23 protein-coding genes and 1 pseudogene are annotated in these 21,361 nt (G+C 48.7%); 11 read left to right on the forward strand and 13 right to left on the reverse strand.

The window, feature by feature from the left end; translation table 11 throughout:
• The first annotated feature begins 319 nt into the window (after positions 1 to 319).
• Positions 320 to 1,105: an endo alpha-1,4 polygalactosaminidase gene (locus J5I83_RS01105; RefSeq protein ID WP_304052595.1), complete on the forward strand. Its 786-nt coding sequence runs from the start codon at positions 320 to 322 to the stop codon at positions 1,103 to 1,105.
• Between the two features lie 45 nt (positions 1,106 to 1,150).
• Here the strand turns inward: J5I83_RS01105 and J5I83_RS01110 are convergent, their stop codons facing one another.
• From J5I83_RS01110 to J5I83_RS01125, 4 genes are all read right to left on the reverse strand, one after another.
• Entirely contained in the window at positions 1,151 to 1,498 is a 348-nt protein-coding gene (locus tag J5I83_RS01110) for a hypothetical protein (RefSeq protein WP_304052600.1), read from the reverse strand.
• 172 nt (positions 1,499 to 1,670) lie between these two features.
• Positions 1,671 to 2,360, reverse strand: coding sequence for a DUF6781 family protein (locus J5I83_RS01115; protein ID WP_304052602.1), 690 nt, complete (start codon positions 2,358 to 2,360; stop codon positions 1,671 to 1,673).
• Positions 2,361 to 2,402: 42 nt separating this feature from the next.
• Positions 2,403 to 3,734, reverse strand: a complete 1,332-nt coding sequence (serS, locus tag J5I83_RS01120; RefSeq protein WP_304052604.1) for a serine--tRNA ligase — start codon at positions 3,732 to 3,734, stop codon at positions 2,403 to 2,405.
• Between the two features lie 328 nt (positions 3,735 to 4,062).
• On the reverse strand, positions 4,063 to 4,590 hold the full coding sequence (locus J5I83_RS01125; RefSeq protein ID WP_304052606.1) for an adenine phosphoribosyltransferase: 528 nt from the start codon (positions 4,588 to 4,590) through the stop codon (positions 4,063 to 4,065).
• A gap of 351 nt (positions 4,591 to 4,941) precedes the next feature.
• Here J5I83_RS01125 and J5I83_RS01130 point away from each other — a divergent pair, with 351 nt between their 5' ends.
• On the forward strand, positions 4,942 to 5,328 hold the full coding sequence (locus J5I83_RS01130) for a DUF488 domain-containing protein (protein WP_304052608.1): 387 nt from the start codon (positions 4,942 to 4,944) through the stop codon (positions 5,326 to 5,328).
• 150 nt (positions 5,329 to 5,478) lie between these two features.
• On the opposite strand, the gene J5I83_RS01135 is transcribed toward J5I83_RS01130, so the two are convergent.
• From J5I83_RS01135 to J5I83_RS01145, 3 genes are all read right to left on the reverse strand, one after another.
• Positions 5,479 to 5,958 carry a nucleoside deaminase gene (locus tag J5I83_RS01135; protein ID WP_304052610.1) on the reverse strand — a complete coding sequence of 160 codons (480 nt, stop codon included), beginning with the start codon at positions 5,956 to 5,958 and terminating at the stop codon, positions 5,479 to 5,481.
• 83 nt (positions 5,959 to 6,041) lie between these two features.
• Positions 6,042 to 6,626 (reverse strand): DUF882 domain-containing protein, encoded by a 585-nt coding sequence (locus J5I83_RS01140; protein WP_304052612.1) that lies wholly within the window; start codon positions 6,624 to 6,626, stop codon positions 6,042 to 6,044.
• Between the two features lie 54 nt (positions 6,627 to 6,680).
• Positions 6,681 to 8,372, reverse strand: coding sequence for a murein L,D-transpeptidase (locus tag J5I83_RS01145; RefSeq protein ID WP_304052614.1), 1,692 nt, complete (start codon positions 8,370 to 8,372; stop codon positions 6,681 to 6,683).
• 251 nt (positions 8,373 to 8,623) lie between these two features.
• Between J5I83_RS01145 and J5I83_RS01150 the strand changes: the two genes are divergently transcribed.
• Together J5I83_RS01150 and J5I83_RS01155 are read left to right on the forward strand one after the other, a co-directional pair.
• Complete coding sequence (locus J5I83_RS01150; RefSeq protein WP_304052616.1) at positions 8,624 to 8,938, forward strand: hypothetical protein; 315 nt, start codon at positions 8,624 to 8,626, stop codon at positions 8,936 to 8,938.
• 518 nt (positions 8,939 to 9,456) lie between these two features.
• On the forward strand, positions 9,457 to 11,850 hold the full coding sequence (locus J5I83_RS01155) for a heavy metal translocating P-type ATPase (protein ID WP_304052618.1): 2,394 nt from the start codon (positions 9,457 to 9,459) through the stop codon (positions 11,848 to 11,850).
• 153 nt (positions 11,851 to 12,003) lie between these two features.
• Here J5I83_RS01155 and J5I83_RS01160 read toward each other — a convergent pair whose 3' ends face one another.
• The 3 genes from J5I83_RS01160 to J5I83_RS01170 form a co-directional block, all read right to left on the reverse strand.
• On the reverse strand, positions 12,004 to 12,678 hold the full coding sequence (locus J5I83_RS01160) for a DUF4126 domain-containing protein (protein WP_304052620.1): 675 nt from the start codon (positions 12,676 to 12,678) through the stop codon (positions 12,004 to 12,006).
• A gap of 93 nt (positions 12,679 to 12,771) precedes the next feature.
• Entirely contained in the window at positions 12,772 to 13,779 is a 1,008-nt protein-coding gene (locus J5I83_RS01165) for a glucokinase (protein WP_304052621.1), read from the reverse strand.
• 3 nt (positions 13,780 to 13,782) lie between these two features.
• Positions 13,783 to 14,568, reverse strand: coding sequence for a zinc-dependent peptidase (locus tag J5I83_RS01170; RefSeq protein ID WP_304052623.1), 786 nt, complete (start codon positions 14,566 to 14,568; stop codon positions 13,783 to 13,785).
• 224 nt (positions 14,569 to 14,792) lie between these two features.
• Here J5I83_RS01170 and J5I83_RS01175 point away from each other — a divergent pair, with 224 nt between their 5' ends.
• The 7 genes from J5I83_RS01175 (at position 14,793) to J5I83_RS01205 (ending at position 20,565) form a co-directional block, all read left to right on the forward strand.
• Positions 14,793 to 15,383 (forward strand): SRPBCC family protein, encoded by a 591-nt coding sequence (locus tag J5I83_RS01175; RefSeq protein WP_369683375.1) that lies wholly within the window; start codon positions 14,793 to 14,795, stop codon positions 15,381 to 15,383.
• Between the two features lie 49 nt (positions 15,384 to 15,432).
• Positions 15,433 to 16,512: a methyltransferase gene (locus tag J5I83_RS01180; protein ID WP_304052625.1), complete on the forward strand. Its 1,080-nt coding sequence runs from the start codon at positions 15,433 to 15,435 to the stop codon at positions 16,510 to 16,512.
• A gap of 218 nt (positions 16,513 to 16,730) precedes the next feature.
• Entirely contained in the window at positions 16,731 to 17,291 is a 561-nt protein-coding gene (locus J5I83_RS01185; protein ID WP_304052647.1) for a DJ-1/PfpI family protein, read from the forward strand.
• A 213-nt stretch (positions 17,292 to 17,504) separates the two neighbouring features.
• Positions 17,505 to 18,377: an NAD(P)-binding domain-containing protein gene (locus J5I83_RS01190; protein ID WP_304052627.1), complete on the forward strand. Its 873-nt coding sequence runs from the start codon at positions 17,505 to 17,507 to the stop codon at positions 18,375 to 18,377.
• A gap of 3 nt (positions 18,378 to 18,380) precedes the next feature.
• Positions 18,381 to 19,421 carry an RNA 3'-terminal phosphate cyclase gene (rtcA, locus tag J5I83_RS01195; protein ID WP_304052629.1) on the forward strand — a complete coding sequence of 347 codons (1,041 nt, stop codon included), beginning with the start codon at positions 18,381 to 18,383 and terminating at the stop codon, positions 19,419 to 19,421.
• Positions 19,418 to 19,696 (forward strand): DUF504 domain-containing protein, encoded by a 279-nt coding sequence (locus J5I83_RS01200; RefSeq protein WP_304052631.1) that lies wholly within the window; start codon positions 19,418 to 19,420, stop codon positions 19,694 to 19,696. Before rtcA ends, J5I83_RS01200 begins: the two co-directional genes overlap by 4 nt.
• Positions 19,654 to 20,565, forward strand: coding sequence for a M28 family peptidase (locus J5I83_RS01205; protein WP_304052633.1), 912 nt, complete (start codon positions 19,654 to 19,656; stop codon positions 20,563 to 20,565). The genes J5I83_RS01200 and J5I83_RS01205 overlap by 43 nt, the downstream gene beginning before the upstream one ends.
• A gap of 130 nt (positions 20,566 to 20,695) precedes the next feature.
• Here the strand turns inward: J5I83_RS01205 and J5I83_RS01210 are convergent, their stop codons facing one another.
• The 3 genes and pseudogenes from J5I83_RS01210 to J5I83_RS01220 form a co-directional block, all read right to left on the reverse strand.
• Complete coding sequence (locus tag J5I83_RS01210) at positions 20,696 to 21,022, reverse strand: hypothetical protein (protein ID WP_304052635.1); 327 nt, start codon at positions 21,020 to 21,022, stop codon at positions 20,696 to 20,698.
• Positions 21,003 to 21,206, reverse strand: a complete 204-nt coding sequence (locus tag J5I83_RS01215; protein WP_304052637.1) for a hypothetical protein — start codon at positions 21,204 to 21,206, stop codon at positions 21,003 to 21,005. The genes J5I83_RS01210 and J5I83_RS01215 overlap by 20 nt, the downstream gene beginning before the upstream one ends.
• A pseudogene (locus J5I83_RS01220) lies at positions 21,175 to 21,361 on the reverse strand (hypothetical protein); the annotation flags it as partial. The gene J5I83_RS01215 and the pseudogene J5I83_RS01220, both read right to left, overlap by 32 nt.

Consider the following 21,361-nt stretch of genomic DNA (forward strand, 5'->3'; position numbering starts at 1 on the left):
CGGGATGCTGAATAAAAAAGTACTTAGGTGGATGATGACGGGCAATCATTCCAGTAATCTGAATACAAAGGCACGACTTGTTGAGCGTGTGAGGCTGAGTTCTCGTTGGCATGGCATTCTGTTAGGCTTAGGACTGGAATTCGAGTCAATACTCAATTACGATAAAGTACGCCAATGATAAAATTGGTAAGCGTTAATCTAGCGGCATACCTACCCTCTCTTATTCAATGCGGTAATCGCCATCAGGGTATATTTGTTGCGATGATGATTATAAAAACATGACCATTACCATAATGTTCACCATACAACGGGAGTGAAGATGAAAAAGTGCCACTTATTTTTACTCTATCTGCTAATGATACCGGCAGGCCTGCTAGCACAAACGAAGGGCCCGTATAGGCCGGTTCCGGGTACCAGCTGGCAATATCAACTCTCGGGCACTGTCAATACCGCTTACAATGTCGCAGCGTACAATATTGATTTGTTCGACTCTTCCCAGAGTTTGATCAACAAGCTGCAGGCAGAGGGTAAAAAAGTGATCTGTTATTTCAGTGCGGGTAGCTGGGAAGACTGGCGGCAGGATGCTACGCAGTTTCCGCCTGAAGTCCTGGGCAGCAAGAATGGCTGGCCAGGTGAGCTATGGCTGGACATCCGGCACGAAGCGGTGAGAAACATTATGAGGAATAGAATACAGCTTGCAAAAGACAAGGGTTGTGATGCCGTGGAGCCGGACAATGTGGATGGGTATAGCAACCGGACGGGTTTCCCGCTGACGTACCAAATTCAGTTAAATTACAACCGGTTTTTGGCTAATAAAGCGCATGCGGCAGGACTTGGCGTGGCATTGAAAAATAATGTGGAACAGGTCAGAGATTTAGTCGATTACTTCGACTTTGCAATAAATGAGGAATGTCACCAATATAGGGAGTGCAACACACTCAAACCGTTTATTGATCAAAACAAAGCGGTGTTTAATGTCGAATATCAGAAAGGCAAGCGAAGTAAAGTGTGTGCTGAATCTGCCACGCTTGGTTTGAGTACTGTCTTTCTTCCCTTGGCGCTGGATGATTCATTTCGCGATAGCTGTATAAAGAGGTCAGAGTAAAGTCAGGCTATACTCTGACCCAAGTTTTTTTGTGTAAACTGCTTATTAATAACTGCTGTTTGTATTATCTTCAGCTTTTTCTTTTAGCGCGCTACCGGTTTCTTCCGTTTTTTCTGCGGCATCTTCAAGGGTTTTGTCCATGGCATCTTTCAAGCTTGCTGCCGTTTCATCTATTTTTTCACCAGCCTGTTCAGCAGGGCCTTTGGAAGAATCAACAAATTCTTCAATTTTTTTAGCAGCCTTTTCAGTAGTTTCCTCGATGGCTTTTTTACTGCTTTCTATAGACTCGTCTATTTTTTTGCCCATTTGCTCGGCAGTACCCTCTTGTTTAGAGCAACCTGTAAAAAGAAAGGCTAGAAAAACCAGGGATAGCGATAACATTAGTTTGTTCATCATATACCTCCTATAAAAATGAATAGAATGGGGTCTTCTGAGGTGCTACTAGAGAACCTCTGAACCACTTAAAAGTTTATATTGGATGAAGCACATTCGTCCAGCGGTTCCATTCAGCCGACGCCAGAAAACAACGCGGCTGAGTGGCAGTCGATGTATTTGCGTTTCCTGGTCACTTATTTTTATCTTGCTTGGATTGTTCGGCAACTCCCGTCAAAACGCCAGTGGCAATTTTATGCAGCAGATCAGCTGTCACTTGAGCTAGTTGCACACCTGCCTCTAACTGGGTGTGTCCGACAGATGATATCTGCTGGGTAAAAGTGGCCAGCGTTTCTTTTAACTGGGCGCCGATCGCTGTGCCATTGCGTTTCGCATGACTGAGCAGATCATTGAATGTTTCAGCAATTACTCCTTTAGCAGCAGTTGAGGTATGTTGCAGTATATCCAGAAACAAGCTTTCCAGGGTTTCGAGATCAGCACGCGTTTTGGTGAGCTCCTCACTGGAAAATTGCTGAGCTTTTCCGGCTGCTTCCTCCAATGCCAGTTTGGAGGCTTCGGCGACTTGCGCGAAGGCGGTGTCCAGGCCGGAAACCGCATGGATAATCTGTGCTTGAGCGACATGCGATTGTTCTGATGCTTGCTCCAGTTTCTGCTGTGTTCCATCATGCACGCCTTGCATCACTGCGGTAGCAATCCGGCCAATAGACTGAGGGTCTAGGCTTTTTGCATGCATGGCTTTGAGTGTCAATTGCCGTATAGTTTCCTTGACATCACCGCCATGCGTGATGGCTTCACGCACATCGGCTTCGAGTTTTGCCATTTCTTCCTGCTTATGAACCGTGCTATTCGTTACGTTTTGCATTTCAAATACCCTCCGGAGTTAGAGTAATGTGTCACATCAGGCTCATTTTCCGCCCTCAATGGCGAGTCGGTCAAGGCCGCTCATATAAGATTGTAAAACAGATGGAATAGTTACACTGCCATCCGCATTTTGGTAATTTTCAAGTATGGCTACCAATGTCCGTCCAACTGCTAAGCCAGAGCCATTCAGTGTGTGGAGCAGTTCCGGCTTACCTTTTTCATTACGGAAGCGCGCTTGCATGCGCCGCGCTTGGAAGGCTTCGCAATTGCTGCAGGAAGATATCTCCCGATAGGCATTTTGTGCAGGTAACCACACCTCGATATCATAAGTCTTTGCCGCCGAAAAGCCCATATCACCGCTACATAATGTCATCACCCGATAGGGTAATTCGAGTTTTTGCAGGATTTTCTCTGCATGGCTGACGAGTTCTTCCAATGCTTCATAGGATTTTTGTGGATGCGCGATATGGACAAGCTCGACTTTATCGAATTGATGCTGGCGGATCAATCCGCGTGTATCCTTGCCGTAGCTACCTGCTTCAGAGCGGAAGCAAGGAGTGTGAGCTACAAATTTTAATGGAAGTTGCTCAAGCGGAATAATTTCATCGCGTACTATATTGGTCAGAGGTACCTCGGCAGTGGGGATCAGGTGTAATTTGAATGGGTTTTGATCGGCCGGTGCTGTTAAATCAGGATGATTGCTACCGCCTGCATGTACGACAAACAGGTCTTCTTCAAATTTCGGCAATTGTCCGGTGCCCCGCAAGCAATCCGCATGGACCAGATAGGGAACATAAACCTCAGCGTAACCATGTTCCTGCACATGCGTATCCAGCATGAACTGTGCCAGCGCACGATGTAGGCGCGCGATGCCACCTTTCATCACGTTAAACCGTGCGCCACTTAGCTTGGCCGCCGTCTCAAAATCCAGCAAACCTAATTGTTCGCCGATGCTGACATGGTCTTTAATGGCAAAATCAAATGATCTGGGCGTTCCCCAGCGCCGTATTTCGAGGTTATCTGCCTCGCTTTTTCCTTCCGGAACGCTGTCATGCGCTAAATTAGGCGTTACCAGCAATATTTGCTGCAGCTCGGCCTGAACATGTTCGAGCTGGCTTTCAGCTTGTTTGAGTTTATCTCCAAGATGAGCGACCTCAGCCATGATTGCAGCCACATCCTCGCCTTTTTGCTTGGCAATGCCAATCTGCCTGGAAGTAGCATTGCGTTTTGCTTGTAACTCCTGCGTGTGAGTCTGGATCAATTTGCGCTGTGCTTCCAGCGTATTGAATTGCATTACCGGGAAGGTATAACCACGTTTGGCTAGGCGCGAAGCCATGTTTTCCAAATCGGTGCGTAATTGTTGAATGTCTAGCATGTATACTCCAAAAGAGATGACTCAGGAAGGTCTGAACAATAAGCTACTGTGGTGTATATGTGCTGCACGCAGTATTATTTCTTTAATCTGACTGAGATGTTTCAGGTAGCTGGCCCCGTGCACCTTGCACTGACCTCACTTTGCCGCCTATTCAAACCATTTGTAACAAATTGGCAGACATTATGCCCATAATGACTGCTTTGCGCTGATAATACTATTGATTTGGCTCGACTGGCTTGGCAATTTGCTTGCAATAAATTGCCTGATTTTTGTCAGGCAATGTGTAATTCGCTGCAGATTAATGTTGAATAATAATGGTGTTATTGGCTCAAGTTCCCTCAAATGTACATAACGCGAAGACTTTCTGCCCTTGTTTTTCCAGACGTGCTCTTCCACCAACATCAGGCAAGTCGATTACAAAGCAGCATTCGATGATTTCTCCACCCATCTCCTGGATCAATCTGGCAGCTGCCTCCATGGTGCCGCCTGTGGCAATGAGATCGTCCACCAGTAAAATCCGTTCTCCTCGCTGGATTGCATCGACATGAATCTCAATCCGGTCACTGCCGTATTCTAATTGATATTCACAGCCGATCGTCTCGGCAGGTAGTTTGCCTGGCTTGCGTATCGGCACAAAGCCACACCCCAGTGCATAGGCAACGGGAGCACCAATGATGAATCCGCGTGACTCGATAGCGACCACTTTGTCAACCTTGGTCGTCCGGTAGCGCTCGATGATTTCCTGAATGATGGTGCGCAAACCAATGGGATCTTTCAGCAGTGTGGTAATGTCACGAAACATAATCCCTTCGTGGGGATAATGAGGAATGGTGCGTATACGGGATTTAATAAGCATAACGAGTTGTTCCAATCAAAAATCAATCGGGCCCAGTAAAGTTGAAATTTTTGTGACCATCTTAGCCTATTTTGTGCCAATCTGGCGGTATGTTGAGTTTGATATCAGGAAATCATCAACAAAAACTGAGCCGGTTTATAGCGGCTGGTTTAAGCGGCTCATCCTGATGTATATTTGAGTTACCGTTCACATGTCAAGCGTTCTCTGTTTTGCAAATCAAGTCAGAGAAGCCTGCCAATTAGGGTGTATTGTGCTCAGCATGATGCAAAACGGTGTTTACTGGCCTTACAGGAATAAGCAAAAATAAAATTTCGGTTCCATCAATCTGATTTGACTTAGGAGGGAACACAGATGACGATCAGGATTGTGCGATTAGGGAATCCTCGAGAGGAGGAAGAAGGTATACGAATTGGGACCGTTCGCCGTCCGCCCAGAGGGGTACGGAAAGAAGACTATGCTGCCAAGAATATTTACGATGTCTGGTTCCCCAATCTTTCTCCAAGTGAGAGTTTGCTGAGAGAAATCAAAGAAATGGATGATCGTGATTCGTGGCCGCTGTTTAAACGAAAATTTCTAGCCGAGATGAATACGCCTCAGGCAAGTAAAGATCTTGACCTCCTTGCTGCACTTTCTCACCATACGAACCTGTCCATTGGTTGTTACTGTAAAGATGAAAGTCGTTGTCACAGATCAATTCTGCGTGAATTGCTGGTGAAGCGCGGGGCGGACATTCACTAATAACGAGGTGATGGAGTAATTGACAGCTCCTTGGCCACTTAACGGCTGCAGCTTTATGCTGAGCAAACAGGAAGCGCGGTAGACCTTTCTGTTTGCAAGGCGGTAGTTTTATGGCAAATGTTGCAACTCTTTTTCTACCTTGGCTTGGTTTTAATAAAAAGTCTTGTCTGATTTGGCAGACCAGCTTGAAAATACCTTTAGTGCTTCAGATCGTAGCAGCTGTTTCATTGGGAGCTTGCGTTGTTGCTGATCTGACATGATTTCTTCATAAATGAAATGATCATCGAATCCGATCTGGGCCGCATCACTCCGGGTGCAGGCATAAAATACTTTCTCTGGACGAGCCCAGTAAATTGCACCGAGGCACATCGGGCAGGGCTCGCAGGAAGTATAGAGTTGGCAGCCATCAAGCTGGAAAGCGCCTAAATGCTGACAAGCATCCCGTATTGCGACGATTTCAGCATGGGCGGTAGGATCGTTTGTGGAGATTACTTTATTATGGCCTCTGCCAATAATCATGTTGTTTTTGACAATCACGCAACCAAACGGTCCACCCTCGTTATTGATCATTCCATGGGATGAAAGGCTAATGGCTTCCAGCATAAATTGTTCTTGTGGTGTTTTATTCATGAAGAACTCTTATTTCTGCCCGTTTGGTTCGATGTGGCGTTAATTCGTCAATTTGTTTAGATAGCGGTGTCACGTAACTTACGCTACCAATAACGTACGTGCCCAGTATCAAGATGGACAAAGTTGGAATCCGGATAATAGCCAACACCACCTACTTTTAACGATAAGGCAGCTTTTCTCAAATCGGCCAGGGAAAATTCAGGCAACCGAATGTCAATTGCCTTGCCCTGCATATGTAAGCTCTGTTTTGCTACGCCATGATTGTGCAGGGCGAGCATGCGATTGGTTTCGGGTGACCGATAGCCAGAAATGACTTGGAATTCCTTCCTTGCGCCCATCCGGCGATGCAGCAGTTGCATCAGGTCTAGTAACCGGAGATCGATTGCATGCGTTTTCCCTGTGCGGTGATCGCGCAATACTTTTTCAATTTCTCTTAGTGCGCCTGGAATATAGCGGCCTTTTTCCCAGTAAACAGATTTGACTTTTTCACCAGTATGTAAGTTATGCAAAGCTAATTGCTTTATTGTGGTTCTTGGGTTGCTGGCATACGCTGCTGGTAGCGCTAGCAGCGTACAGGTGCTTAGCCCTGCTTTAATAAGAAAGCGCCGGCTAGCACCCAGTTTTGTTAGTTGAGGGTCATCATGGTCACTAGGTTTTTGTAAAAACATTCCGAGTCCTCCAGTACGATATCAAGAATTTATACTTGAAATGAATAATATCGCTTACCAGCGAGCATATTCTAAGATGCGCTTATCTCGCCCATAAATATCTGATGAAAAATAAATATTATTTAATTCATCAATCCATGTCGTAAGATAAATCAAATAGATAGGTAAGCGTTGGGGTAAATTGACTGTAATCGTTTTGCCGCTTCTTATTTTGGCAACGAGATCAGTCACTGCTTCTGGTTGATTTAAAACAAACCCTGCCAATTGCAATGGCTTTTCCAAGCGGATACATCCCGAGCTAAACATGCGGATGTCCTTCTGAAACAATTGTTTGGATGGTGTATCATGCAGATAGATGCTGAAAGGGTTTGGAAACATAAATTTTATAGTGCCTAATGCATTTTTCTCTCCTGGGTCCTGCCGGAGTACATAAGGAAAATGCTTGCCTAATGCATGCCAGTTAATCGAGTCTGGATTAAGTGCTTCTGAGCGATTGCCATGACCTGAATAAATTCTTATCCCTTGAGACGTAAAGTAATGAGAGTTATTTTGTTGCTTGGGTAATAAATCCTTACGCGCAATGCTGTCGGGTATATTCCAGTATGGATTCAGAATAAGATGTGATATGCGACTATTGAAACTGGGCGTCGAACGATAATTGCGTCCCACGATAATGCGCATATCCAAAGCATGTTTCCCATATTCAATGGCAGTCAGGCGGAATCCAGCAATATTGACTAGCAAATAGCGATCGTCCAATTCTCTGGGTAGCCAGCGTAAACGTTCCATATTGACACGCAACTGCTGTATTTTCTGCTCAGGCGTTTTATTTAGCGCTGCTCGGGTATTTTTTCCAATAACGCCATCAGCATTCAACCCATGCTGCTCCTGGAAGACCTTGACTGCACTTACTAGTTCATCATCGTACTTTTCACTGTTACTGGGGACGATATCATATTCAGGATTGCCGTGCATGGCAAAAGCTTGTGCGATTCGTGTGCGGATCTGCGGAATAACCGGATGAATCATGTGCGGCCGGATAAGAGGTATTTCTGGAATATTCGTCCACTTAATACCATGTGCCACTAACCCACGGTAATGAGCCAGAGCTTGCTTCAGTGCTTGATAATCCTTTGTTTTAGGGGGCAAGTCTTTCAGGGATGATTTTAAATTGCCGGAAGCAATCGCTTGTTGCAAATAATCTGCTGGATCGAATATCTGTTGTTGAATATGCCAATCAGGGTCGACCTCAGAGGCTGTCAAATGACCTCTGCGTAAATCTCTGGCAAGCAGCAATAATGCTTGCGTTGTGCACAGCTCGAGTTCAAGCAGAGCATGACCCTCGCTACTCTGCTTACGTAGATGTAATAGCTGCGTAAGCTCATAATTTTTGCTATCCAAGCCTTCTTGCTCGGCGGTTGCAATGAATGCTATTGCAGTATCAAGTTCAGGTGATATGGTATCGATCTGTACCCATACAGGTTGATAATCGCGCATCGCATAAAAGTGTTTTAAAATAGCCAAAGTAATTTTGCTTGATCCCGCAGGAGAAATTTTATCTAGTTGATTACGCAATGCTTGAGCACTAACTGAAATAGTCGTCTCATCAGCAACTGCAGGGGATAAGCAAAATACTCCAATTGCAAAAAAGGCTGTTTGGAATATTCGAATTTTTGCAATTAATATATTAATTTGGATAAAGAAAAACCTCCTATTGCCTTCTAGTTCTTCTAGTAGACTGCTCATGAAACGTCAGTTTGAATTTTGCCAATTTATAATAGTTTAACGTTTTACCACATTTTGGTCAGAATTCCTAAGAAAGAACTGCTATATTGTGGGCTTATTTATTATATGGGAAATTAGATCTATTCAAATTAAACACTGTGACGCGATGATTGGTCGTTGTTGTGCTGTTATATAAAGTTAAGGTCTTATTAGGCGTAAGTTTGCTATTTGTTACTGAGGTAGGTAAAAAAAGAAAGGTTATTCAGAAAATCATGAGTATAAAAAAATGGACTGATGAGGAACTCTCATCGACACACGATAAGCTTGATGCGTGGTGCCTTAAGCATGCCGTTTCTAGTTGGGGGAATCGTCTGTGGCTAATGACTGCGATACTCGGTGCGGTAGCGATTTCAACGGGCATGGTATTTATTTTTTTTGATGGGATCACGGCACTGAGTATAGTTTTGATCATACTTGGCAGTGTTACTTGCTACACTTGGTATAAAAGTGAGAAGCAGCGCAAAATCAACATGAATTTCCTGGAGGAACTTAAGGCAGAAATCGCGCGTAGGGCTAAGCGCAGCTAAGACTGTAAGATAATTATAATTGCTGAGGATGTGGAAACCCGTGAGCAAGTGAAGCAATATCACGTTTTTCATACTGCTTTGCAAATATACTGGCTGATGCGTTTTTTTCTGCCAGAAGATAGCGCCTTGCTAGATGAGCATGACAAGGAATACAGTAGGTTGCAATAAGACTGTCATTAGCAATAAAGACATAGTAAATATGGTTTATTTTGTTGGGCGATCCAATTATAAGCACGAGCAGGAAAGCAGCACTGCCTAACCTCGCTGACGATAAATAGCAACTCTGTACGTACTGCCTTTCTGCCGTCGTAGACGGGCAGTTCTTTTGCTTAGGCGTCCCTGAGCAAAAAACGAGCTCGCGCTCCCTGAGGAAATCAAAATGGGAGAAATATGTCGAGCCGGCATTTTCATTCCTGCGTTGTATTTTTATAGTTAATCGGCTGTACAGAGCGTTGACTCATACCCCTGTGGGGTATACGATATTTTCGTTAATGACAGTAAAGGCAAGGAGAATCGAGATGAGTGCGCTTATGCAAAAGCACATTGAGCTGCCAATAGAGGGGATGACGTGTGCGGCTTGTGCAGCTCGAATCGAAAAAAATCTCAATAAATTGCCAGGTGTGCGTGCAACAGTCAATTTTGCCAGTGAAAAAACGACAGTAGCGTTTGATGATGCTGCGACACATCCTGAAGATCTGATTCGCTCAATCGAGAAAGCCGGTTTTCATGTCATTCCTCAGCTAGTTCAGCTTCAGCTCAGTGGTATGACGTGCGCGGCATGCAGTGGCCGCATCGAAAAAGCGTTGCATAAAATTCCTGGCGTTACTGCTACCGTTAATCTAGCGACAGAAACTGCACATATCAATCTCAATCCAGGCGCCGCAACGGTTGATGATCTGATTGCGTCCGTGGTCAAAGCAGGCTATGGCGCGCGTGAGATCAGCGAGGCCAGTCGCTCTAAAGAAAAAGCCAGGCGACTCGCAGCATACCAGGCAGAGCTCCGAATGTTCTGGATTTCTGCTGCGCTCACCTTACCATTTATGCTGCAGATGGTTGGCATGCTAATGGGGGACCATGCTGATCTGTTGCCACGTTGGATACAATGGCTGCTAGCGACACCGGTACAGCTCTGGGTGGGGAGGCGCTTCTATATAGGAGCCTGGCATGCATTACGAGGCGGTGGTGCCAATATGGATGTGCTGATCGCATTGGGCACCAGCATGGCTTATCTCTTCAGTGCAGCCGTTACACTTTTCGCGCTGGATCAGCACGTCTATTTTGAAGCAAGCACAGCCATCATTACGCTGGTATTGCTAGGTAGGCTGATGGAAGCGCGCGCGAAAAGCAAAACTTCGGCGGCCATCGAAGAACTGATCAAACTGCAGCCTAAAACTGCACGACTTGAGCGTGCGGGTGAAATCATCGAAGTTGAAGTCAGTACGCTCAAAGTAGGGGATGTTTTTATCGTGCGGCCCGGCGAGAATCTGCCGGTGGATGGCGTCGTGATCGAAGGCACATCTAGCGTGAACGAAGCAATGTTGACGGGGGAAAGCCTGCCCGTCGCCAAACGAGTTGGTGCCAAAGTGTTTGCAGCTACTCAGAATCAGCAAGGGCTGCTGAAATGCCGTGCCACCAGCGTGGGTGCACATACCCAGCTTGCAGCCATTATTCGCCTGGTAGAGGAAGCGCAGGGTTCCAAAGCGCCGATTCAGCGTATGGCTGATACCATTTCAGGCATATTTGTGCCGGTGGTCATGGTGATCAGCATCCTGACCCTGGCATTAACCTGGTGGTTGACAGGGAGTTTCGTGCTATCGTTGATCAATGCAGTGGCAGTACTAGTCATTGCATGTCCATGCGCCTTAGGTTTAGCAACACCAACAGCCATCATGGTGGGCACCGGGCGCGGTGCGCAAGCGGGCGTGCTTGTGAAAAATGCTGCCGCCCTCGAGCGCGCCGAAAAAATTCGGGTCTTGATCGTAGATAAGACAGGCACCCTTACGGCAGGGAAACCTGTTGTCACCGACGTTATTCCGGCAATTTCAATCACGGAACAAGCATTATTACAGATTGCTGCTACCCTGGAACAAGGCTCAGAGCACCCGCTCGCAAAAGCTGTGCTCGAGCATGCTGCAAGTATGGCTATCCGACCTCAGCTGGTGAGCCATTTTACAGCGGTGACCGGCAGCGGAGTCACAGGCAGTATCGGTGACACTGAATACATGCTTGGCTCACCAAAATTCCTGCAAGCCCATGGCGCGGCTATCGATCAAGCTCGTTTGGCTACGCTTCAGGCTGAAGGCAAGACCGTGGTCACGCTAGCCGCTCAGTCCGGGGGAGGCTATCAGGTGCTCGGTTATCTCGCCATTGCTGATCGGCTGCGGTCTACCTCGGCGCGGGCAATCGGGCGATTACAGGCGATGGGCATTGAAGTTGTCATGTTAACTGGCGATAATGCTGCTACTGCTGCTGCTATTGCTAAGCAGGCAGGCATTACTCAGTATCGTGCTGAAGTTTTGCCACAAGACAAAGCAACTGAGGTAGCCAGGATAAAGGCAAGTGGCCAATGCATCGGCATGGTTGGGGACGGGATTAACGACGCCCCTGCATTGGCCGCGGCTGATGTGAGTTTTGCCATTGGCACCGGCTCTGATGTGGCAATCGAAGCAGCAGATATTACGCTGATGCACAACGACTTGATGAGCGTGGCTGATGCAATTTCACTTTCCCGTGCGACCTTGGGCAAAATCCGTCAGAACCTGTTCTTTGCTTTTATCTACAATGTATTAGGTATTCCATTAGCCGCCATTGGCATGCTTAATCCGATTATCGCGGCTGCAGCCATGGCGATGAGTTCGGTTTCTGTCGTCAGTAATTCGCTGTTGCTAAGACGGTGGCAGGCAGGTGTCTAGGGAAAGTCTGAATAAGTGGCCTACTGCACATTACTTCGTTGTACGGCGCTTGTTTTCCGTCTATCTAACGATATGTGGTTTTGCTGAAGCGCGCAAAACTCGCTCGTTATCTCGGGTTGCGCCTCTGTCCACCTCGCACTGTATCTATTTTGCTCAGTTATCCTGCTTACTCGCTTCAGGTTGAGGTGCAGCGGTATGCCCCGTTTCAGCAGCATGATGATTTGCTGCCCCAAAGAAACTGCCTATTTTGCGCAATACTCCTTTGATCAAGTACCACAATTTAGGCAACAGCCAGATGGCCAGGCCGATAAAAATAACGAACAAGGTGAGAAAGAGGATCGGGTGATTCAAGGCGGTCCATAAACCACCGAGCACCAGCAAATCTTCACTAATAGAGGCGGACCAGTTCGTTACTGGTTCGGGCGAGGTGTTGATCATCAGGCGCGTGCCTGTCTTAGTGGCGTGGCTGGTGGCGGCAGCGCCGCCACCGAGAATGCCTGCAGCTATTTCCAGCGCCGGGGAAACATCTCCCACCATGCCGGCTGCCAGCATGGCGCCTGCAGGAATACGCACGAACGTGTGCAGGGTGTCCCAGGCGCTATCCATCCCCGGCACCTTGTCGACGAAAAATTGGATTAGATACATCAGCGCAGCCGCGCCAATGATCAATGGATTCTCCAGAACAGTGAGTTCAGCGGGTAAATGAATGTTGCTGGTAGCGCCGCCGAGTCCCAGCACCAGCATGACTGCATATAAATTGATGCCACTTGCCCACGATGCACCCATGGTCATGGCTAAGGTGGCAACTAATGCTTCGTAACCGTTCATTCTGATTTGCTTTTTAAGTTGTGTGGTTGCTTATTATAAAAAGCAGGTAAGGCTGCTTCGTAAAAATGATTAAAACTGCAAAAGTGATTGACGCTACACGCTGGCATCGATCAGCCGTTGTGCTTCAATGCCTGCGCCTAATAAACCCACTTGCGAATTCATGACGACATGCACCGGTATTTCGCTCATTAGCCCAGCAAAGCGGCCTTTGTTCCGGAAGGCGCGCATGAAGTCACCCTTTTGCAATGTGTCGATAATTCTGGGGGCAATTCCTCCTGCAATATAAACTCCGCTCCGGCATAATCCCATGAGCGCCAGATTACCGGCATAGGCGCCATAGATTTCAGCAAATAGCTCCAATGCTTGCAGTGCGATCGGGTGTTGTTGCTCAAATGCCAGGGTCGTGATGATCGCGCCGCTGTCTTCCTTTAGCTGCATCGCGGTGATGCCAGGAAACCTGATTGAGTCGGTTTGCAGGAAATTGAAAATATTGGTGAGTCCTGATCCTGAAAGAACCCGTTCAACTGAGACATGGCCAAATTTTTTTGCCAGATAGTCGAGTAATGCCATCTGCAGAGGAGTGGTCGGGGCAAAATCGATATGTCCTCCTTCGGTCGGTAACGGAATATACCGTTCGCCTTGCCAATGAAGCCAGGCAACCCCCATACCGGTGCCAGCACCTAGCACGACGCGCATGGCCAATTTACCTGCTAACCCATATTGCAACGTTGCCAGATCATCGCAGGATAATTTTTCAATGCCGAGCGCCACAGCTTCAAAATCATTGATCAGTTTTACCCTGGGAATGGAAAACTTGGTCGCAAGCGCTGCCGCATCCATCAACCAGGGCAGATTGGTCAGCTTGGCTTGTTGCGCAACGATCGGGCCGGCGATCGCAAAACAGGCTGAGGCTGGATAGCGGCTTGCTTTATCCATGCCCGCCTTGCTAAGAAAATCGGCGAGTATTTCATTGAAATCGGCATATGACTGGCTGTCATAGCGCTGCTCGTAGCATGGCTTGGTTTTGCCTTCATCTGCTATCACTACGCGTAATAATGTCTTGGTACCGCCAATATCACCATAAATTAGGTAGTTACTCATCGGTTACCTCCTCTTTGTCGATGTTGGCCATCGTGCTGCCGGGTCTTGCCGGTAAAATGCAACCAATTGCTGATAGACATCAGGGAAACAGTGCTTTATTTCAACCGGTTTGACAAAAAAAGCTTCGCTCAATACCGCAAAAAATTCTGCCGGGCTAGTGGCGGCATAGGGATCAATCGCTAACGTATCCCCTTTATCGACTTGCTTACAGAAAACCTCAAACGCTTGGCTAAAGATCGCAGTCCAGGCGCGTGCATCCATATTGCTATGGAGCGGGGGAAAACCATTGGCTGCGCCGTTTAACATATCCAGTTTGTGGGCAAATTCGTGTATCACCACATTATATCCCTGTTTATTGGTGGTATCGGTGACATCTTCCCAGGAAAGAATGACAGGTCCAGCAGCCCAGGATTCACCCGAAGCGATCATATGCACCGTATGGACAATACCATGTTCGTCGGTATATTCATGGTCGAGGATAAATTTTCCTGGGTAGACTATGATTTCTAACCAGTCGTGATAGTAATCCAGATCCAGTTTTAGAATCAGAAGACAAGCCTGCGCTGCAATCATCACCCCCATTTCTTCCGTGATGATTAAACCTTGCGCACCGTTTATTTTCTTGTCGTGCAGGAAAATTGCTGTCCATTGCCGCAGCTGTATGATTTCAAGCTGGGTTAATCCATGTAGAAAGGGCAATCGTGTCCAAACATCCTGCCAAATGATTTCAGGTATCGATGCATGCTTGAGGATACGCTGTCGCCGCCAATTTTTTAGATGCCATGTCATAACGCTTCAGGCCGCTTAGAGGATGGAAATGAAAGGATGGTAGAACGAACGTGCTGGCTATGTCATCCACTTCACGTTCAGGACAAAAGCATGCCTTAGCCATGCGGGATTTTTTATATTGAAAACTTGAAACTGAGCCATGATTGGTTTAAGGTCTAGTTTGTCGCCAATAAGCACAGAAGTTGTGGACAAATCGTGATGAGCGCTGTGTGGTAGCTTTATTTATGAAACTACCGTTTGTTTATCAAAACTTTGTTTTCACAGATGCTGAGTCGGACATTAACCAGCCAGAAAGGACTCTCGACATGTTCAATTTAGGCTCCATGCTCAACTTGGGTTCTACAGAACCAGTCATAGGTAGTGCTTCTACTTTAGTAGAATGTTCGGCCATGGATTTATTCAAATATCTGGGTGACGATCTCTTTCAAAATTATCCCAAATGGTCACCAGAGGTCAAAGAACTGGAACAGCTCACGCCTGGTCCAGTGCAACTGGGAACGTTGGGGCGGCAGGTGCGCGTCGACCAGGGACGCCGTTCTGAATCCCGCTTTAAAATTTTTGCTTATGAACCGGGTGAGCGCTTAACGCTGGTTGGCGTGTCCGATCCCTTTCGCTGTACCTATAAATTGCAGGATGCCAATTCTATGAAATCAACCAGGCTGACGTTTACTTTCGAGCTGCTTGAGCTATTGGTAGTCATGCGGCCTTTCGAGGCATTAGTCCGTGTTGCCATAAAAGAGGGCGCTGGGCGAACGGTGCAGAATATCAAGCGGCTGGTTGAAGCAGATAAAGCCATGAAGACTTCCGCTACGTGATGCAGTATAGAAACTCAAATAACCAATAATTGTTAATAAATCAATACTGATGCTTGACTGGTGCTACCAGGCAAGCGGAGTAAAAGGAGGAGGGATGGCGCAAGATACTTTACCCGGCATTCAAATACCAAAAGTCGATGACCGTCCGGTCTGGGATGTGGTATTTGCGATTTATGGTTATCCAGCACTGCTTCTGGCGCATCGGTTGAAAGTTTTTGCTCTCCTGGCCAAGGGTGCGCGTACTTTGCCGGAAATTTGCGAAGCGCTGAATATTAAGCAGCGCCCGGCCGAGGCCATATTGACTGCAGCGACTGCCTTGGGTTTTCTGTCTTTGCAAGCAGGGCGCTATGCTCTGACGCCAGTTAGCGAAGAATATCTGCTCGAAAGCAGTCCAAACTACTTCGGATTTTTCTGGGATCTGATGATCGACAATTACCAGGTGAGCACCTTTGCTGGGCTGGAGAAGGCAATTCTCACCGATGCACCTCAGGCTTACGGCGGTGGTGATATTTTTAAATCGCATGAAGAGCAGATCGAGTTGCTGCGCCGCTTTACCTGCGGGATGCACAGTATCAGCATGACGCCGGCGCTTGTCTGGCCGCAAGTCATGGATTTTTCCCGACACAAGATGATGCTTGACATTGGCGGAGGTTCTGGCGCGCATTCGATTGGTGCTGCCTTGCGCATACCCCATTTACAGGCACGTATCTTGGATTTTCCGCAAGTATGTGAAATGGCTCAAAACTACATTGTTCAGTATAGCTTGCAAGAGCGCATCAAAACCTCAGAGGCTAACATTTGGCAAGATCACTGGCCTGCAGCCGATCTTCATTTTTTCTCGAATATGTTTCACGATTGGCTGCCAGAGAAATGCCATTTTCTGACAGCGAAAAGCTTCAACAGCCTTGAATCAGGAGGACGGATCATTATCCATGAAATGCTTTATAACGATGATAAAACCGGTCCTTTTGCCTCTGCAGCATTCAGCATGATGATGATGGGCTGGACTGAGGGCAAGCAATATTCCGGTCAGGAGTTGTCTGCCATGTTGAAGGAAATCGGATTTGTTGAAATACAAATCCTTAAAGCCTTCGGTTATTACAGCATCGTAACCGGCCTCAAGCCTTAGATTATTGCTTGGTTGCAGCCATCCATAGCACCCAGCACTTGATCAATTGCTCGCTGGGTTTGCTGGCCGCAGAGTTGGCCACAAGTGCAGGGGTAAATTGACGATCGTTTGATTTACGGTCATTCAACGCCGCAGCCGATTCGCTACAATAGCCAGTAGAAAGACAATGCACAAAACATAATAGAAAGGAGTGCCTAATGAGTGCAAAGAAAATCTTGATGCTGGCCGGCGATTACGTAGAAGACTACGAGGTGATGGTGCCTTTCCAGGCGCTTGCGATGGTAGGACATACCGTCCATGCCGTCTGTCCCAACAAGAAGGCAGGAGAGACCGTGCGTACGGCAATACACGATTTCGAGGGAGAGCAGACCTACAGCGAAAAACCTGGTCACAACTTTACGCTGAACGCGACTTTCGCCAGAATCAAGGCTGAAGACTATGATGCGCTGGTTATTCCAGGCGGGCGTGCCCCGGAATACATCCGCCTGAATGAAAAAGTCATCAAAATGGTGCAGCACTTTGCGCAAGCAGATAAACCGATTGCCGCCATTTGCCACGGTGCGCAGCTACTGGTGGCAGCCGGCGTCATCGAGGGCAAGAGTTGTTCTGCTTATCCGGCGGTGGGGCCGGATGTCACGCGCGCAGGCGGCAAGTATGTGGATATCCCGATGGAGCAGGCACACGTCGATGGCAAGCTGGTCACTGCGCCAGGCTGGCCTGCCCATCCCGATTGGCTCGCCAAATTCCTGCAAGTGCTGGGGACGAAGATTAAACCCTAGCGATGAGCACCTATTTCGGAGGTACAAATTTGCCTTAACAGGAGCGTTGCAGCCGACTGATGCTGTTCCAGCAGGGACTCAGCAATATAGCGGATAATTCCACGCCGGGATTATCTTGTTCTCCAAGCTGAATGGACAGACAGTTGCGAAATCATATATCAAGGCTATCGCTGTTTCTAACGTGGCGATGGCTTAGGCTGAGAGGGAGGGCAGATGGCAAAGCTAAACATTGCAGTTATCGGCTTCGGGCGGGTGGGGCGCGCTTGTGCGCTGGCGTTGCGCAATACGGATGATTTGACGTTAGCCGGGGTTGTGCGGCGTCCGACTTCACCGATGAAATTGCCTGAGCCGCTCGGCCAGGTGCCCGTAGTGACTCATGTGCGTGAACTGAAGCAGGTTGCTGTGGCGCTGGTGTGCGTGCCTGCCGATGCTGTCCTTGGCGTTGCGCGCGAGATGCTGCAAGCACGAATTCCGATCATTGAGTGTGCGATATTCGAAGGACATGTGCTCGAGAAGCATTACGATGCGATTGGCGATGCAGCGCGTCACCATAATGTACCTGCCATTGTTGGGGCGGGATGGAACCCCGGCATACTGCCGCTGTTTGAGCGCGCGTTTACAATCCTGATTCCAGATGGCCGCACCAAGCGCACCAATCGGCCTGGGGCGAGCCTTCATCACACAGAAGCTGTGGAAAGCATCCCAGGTGTGAAAGGTGCGCTGGCCACCGAGACGCGCGATGCCCAGGGGCAATTAACCCGTTATGTTTATGTTGAACTTGCGAAGCATGCCAAGGGCGCTAAAGAAACCTCGCTCGCTGCGGTCGAAGCTGCACTCGCTGCTGATCCACTGTTTGTTGGCGAGCAGACATGCGTGTTCCAAGTTGATAACATCGCTGCGCTTGAAGAGGAAGGACGGGGCATTTTGCTCGAGCGCACCGGCACGGAGCAAACAGGTGCGCATGCTACCCTGCTGCTGGAAGGGCGTTTTGATATGCCCGCATTCAGCGCGCGGGTGATGGTCGATGCTGCCAGACGCATTCCAAATCTGAAGCCGGGCGCGCATCGCTATGCCTTATGGGGCTGACCCATGCTCGAAATTGATGGTGGCTATGGCGAGGGTGGCGGTCAGCTACTGCGGCTTGCTGTGGCGTTGTCTGCCATCACCGGAATCAAAGTTCACATTGCCAATATCCGTGCGCGGCGTGATAAACCGGGCTTGGCACCGCAACATCTTGCCGGCGTGCAGGCAGTGGGCCGGCTGTGCGAGGCAAGTATTGACGGCCTAGCTTTGCACTCTCGGGAAATTGCGTTTGAACCGGCCGCACTGCGCGGTGGCGAATACCATTTTGATATCGGTACTGCCGGCAGTATCACGCTGGTGTTGCAGGCGTTGCTGCCAGTCATGCTGGCGGCGCACCAGCCTTGCAAGGTGCATATCACCGGCGGCACCGATGTCCGGCAGGCACCTGCCGCGGATTACTTGCGTGAGGTACTTATCCGGCTGGTCGGGCGGCTTGGCGCTCAAGTGACCATGTGTGTGCTGCGGCGTGGCTACTACCCACGTGGCGGAGGGGAAATCGAGCTGGCAGTAAAGCCGACAAAACTTGCTCCCACAGTGTTCGATGCATCTGGATATAGGCAAGCAATCCATGGCTTAGCGCATGTAGCCAATCTTCCTGAGCATATCGCGTTACGCATGAAGCAGGCGGCGCTTGAGCGGCTTGGCACTTACGGCGCCCGGGCGCAGATCGAGACGCAGCTGCTCGGCCATGAAGCAGCCTACGGCGCCGGTGGGGCGATCGTCTGCTGGACCGAGGGTGAACACACAGTGCTGGGCGCAGCGCGCATTGCAGAGCGCGGCGTGCCTGCGGAAGTACTGGGTGAGGCGGTAGGAGAGGAACTCGCCGCAGATCTTGCCGCGGGAGCTGCACTCGATGTGCATGCGGCTGACCAGATCCTCGTGTACTGTGCGCTGGCAGAGGGTGGATCATTCAGTACGCGCAGCGTCTCGCTGCATGCGCGCACCGCCATGTGGCTGATCGAACAGTTCCTGCCAGTGCGATTCGAGCTGGCGCAAGCGGCAGGACTGGCGTATGTCACCGTGAGAACATGCGGAAAACAGCCATGATGCCGATACACGAACTGCTGGCGCGCATCCGCTGGGACCCCGAATTTGGCAAAGGGAAATTTGAACTCGCCTACGAGGATAAGGTCGCGCACCAGCTCAAGCGTGTGCCGCTCGAACGGATCAACATTGAGCCGGGGCAGCACTTTACCTTCGAGGCAGAGGAGGGTGATGGCATAGTACACACCGTGCCGTTCCATCGGGTGCGAAAAGTATGGAGGGATGGGGTGTTAATTTGGGAGCGGCCTTACTTGGAAATAGGAGGGAAAGCAAAATGAAATCATTACTCGAACAACGTTTGCAACTACATGTCGAGAAGCTTGCCAGTGAAATTGGCGAGCGCAATGTATGGCGGCCAAAGGCGCTATACGCTGCAGCTGATTATATCCGTGCTAGCTGGAGCCAGTTCGGCTATGAAGTCCATGCACAGGGCTATGATGCGGGCGGTGTATGGAGCGAGAATCTCGAGATCGAGATTGGTGGTAGCACGCGGGCCAATGAGATCGTGCTCGCTGGTGCCCACTACGATACCGTGAAGGGTAGCCCCGGTGCAGATGACAACGCTTCGGGTGTGGCAGCTCTGATCGAGATCGCACGGCTCTTTAGTGATATCAAGCCTGAGCGCACGCTGCGGCTGGTGGCGTTCGTGAATGAAGAATCGCCGTTTTTCTATTTCGGCGAGATGGGAAGCAAGATTTACGCACACGCTGCCCGTGAGCGCGATGATGACATCCGTCTGATGCTGTCACTCGAGATGCTCGGTTGTTACTCCGAAGAGCCAGGCAGTCAGAGCTATCCGCCCTTTATGCGCTGGTTCTATCCTGACCGGGGTAATTTCATCGGCTTTGTTTCCAACCTCAAGTCGCGCCATGCGCTCAAGCAATTCGCAGCAGCATTTGCTGCCAGCTCGGATTTTCCGTTTGAGACACTGGCCAGCCCTGCCATCGTGCCCGGTGTTTCCTGGAGCGATCAGCTCTCATTCTGGCGGCAGGGCTATCAGGCAGTGATGGTCACCGATACGGCATTTTATCGCTATCCGCACTATCACCGGGCGAGCGACGCCCCATGGGAGCTCAACTATACCGAGATGGCGCGCGTGGTGGAGGGACTGGCTGGTGCGCTGACCGTGCTGATAAAAGCACAATGATGGTAACGGTATGGTTGGGATCAGTACCGATCAATTTTCCCATTAATCGGCAGGCATCCTGACATAACATAAACGAAGCCGGGTAGGACTGATATCATCCATTTGGGTTATGAAGCCAGAATTAATCTGACTATGCCTGGTTGTGATTTTTAAAGGAATTCATTAATGCCGCTGAACGCTTGCGAACAATTACTTTGTTGTCAGGATCAACATCCATGATCACTTTGTTGCCTCTGTTTGAGAGGTCATCATGTTCATCATATTCGATAAACAGTTTCAACGAGATCCCGGGCAAAAGAAATTCCTCTCCATTCCGACTAGGGTTCTCAATGTTCAATTCCGCGAAGCTCCATGGAGAACATACTGCCCTTGGTTTCTGCCACAAAATATATATGCTTGACTGCTCCTTCCTTGAAAGAAATTGCTCAGTTTCAGGGTTATAGTCGCCGGGTGTCATAGGTAGCACGGCTGTTCCTGAAAACATCCCGGATAATTGTCGTTAGCTCAATATCATCCTTTTCCCTGTTAGTTTGGACACGATGCAGCCAGGCATAATAAGCGCTTCGAGAAACTTCCATAAAACAGTACATCGAGTCGACCGCAAACTCGTTAACATGTTCTTTGATCCATGCGTACTTCACCGTTGTTCCTTGGCAAAGTACGCCGCTGCTTTTTTAATAAATCACGCTCCTCGGTCAAGCGAGCATTTTCTTTCTTCAGGCGCTTTAACTCTTCATATAAATGATCGTCAGTACGTACTGCTTTGTCCTGATCCAGTGGTCGACTGTATTTGTTA

It is taken from the genome of Nitrosomonas communis, assembly GCF_024102715.1.
GTDB lineage: Bacteria > Pseudomonadota > Gammaproteobacteria > Burkholderiales > Nitrosomonadaceae > Nitrosomonas > Nitrosomonas communis_B.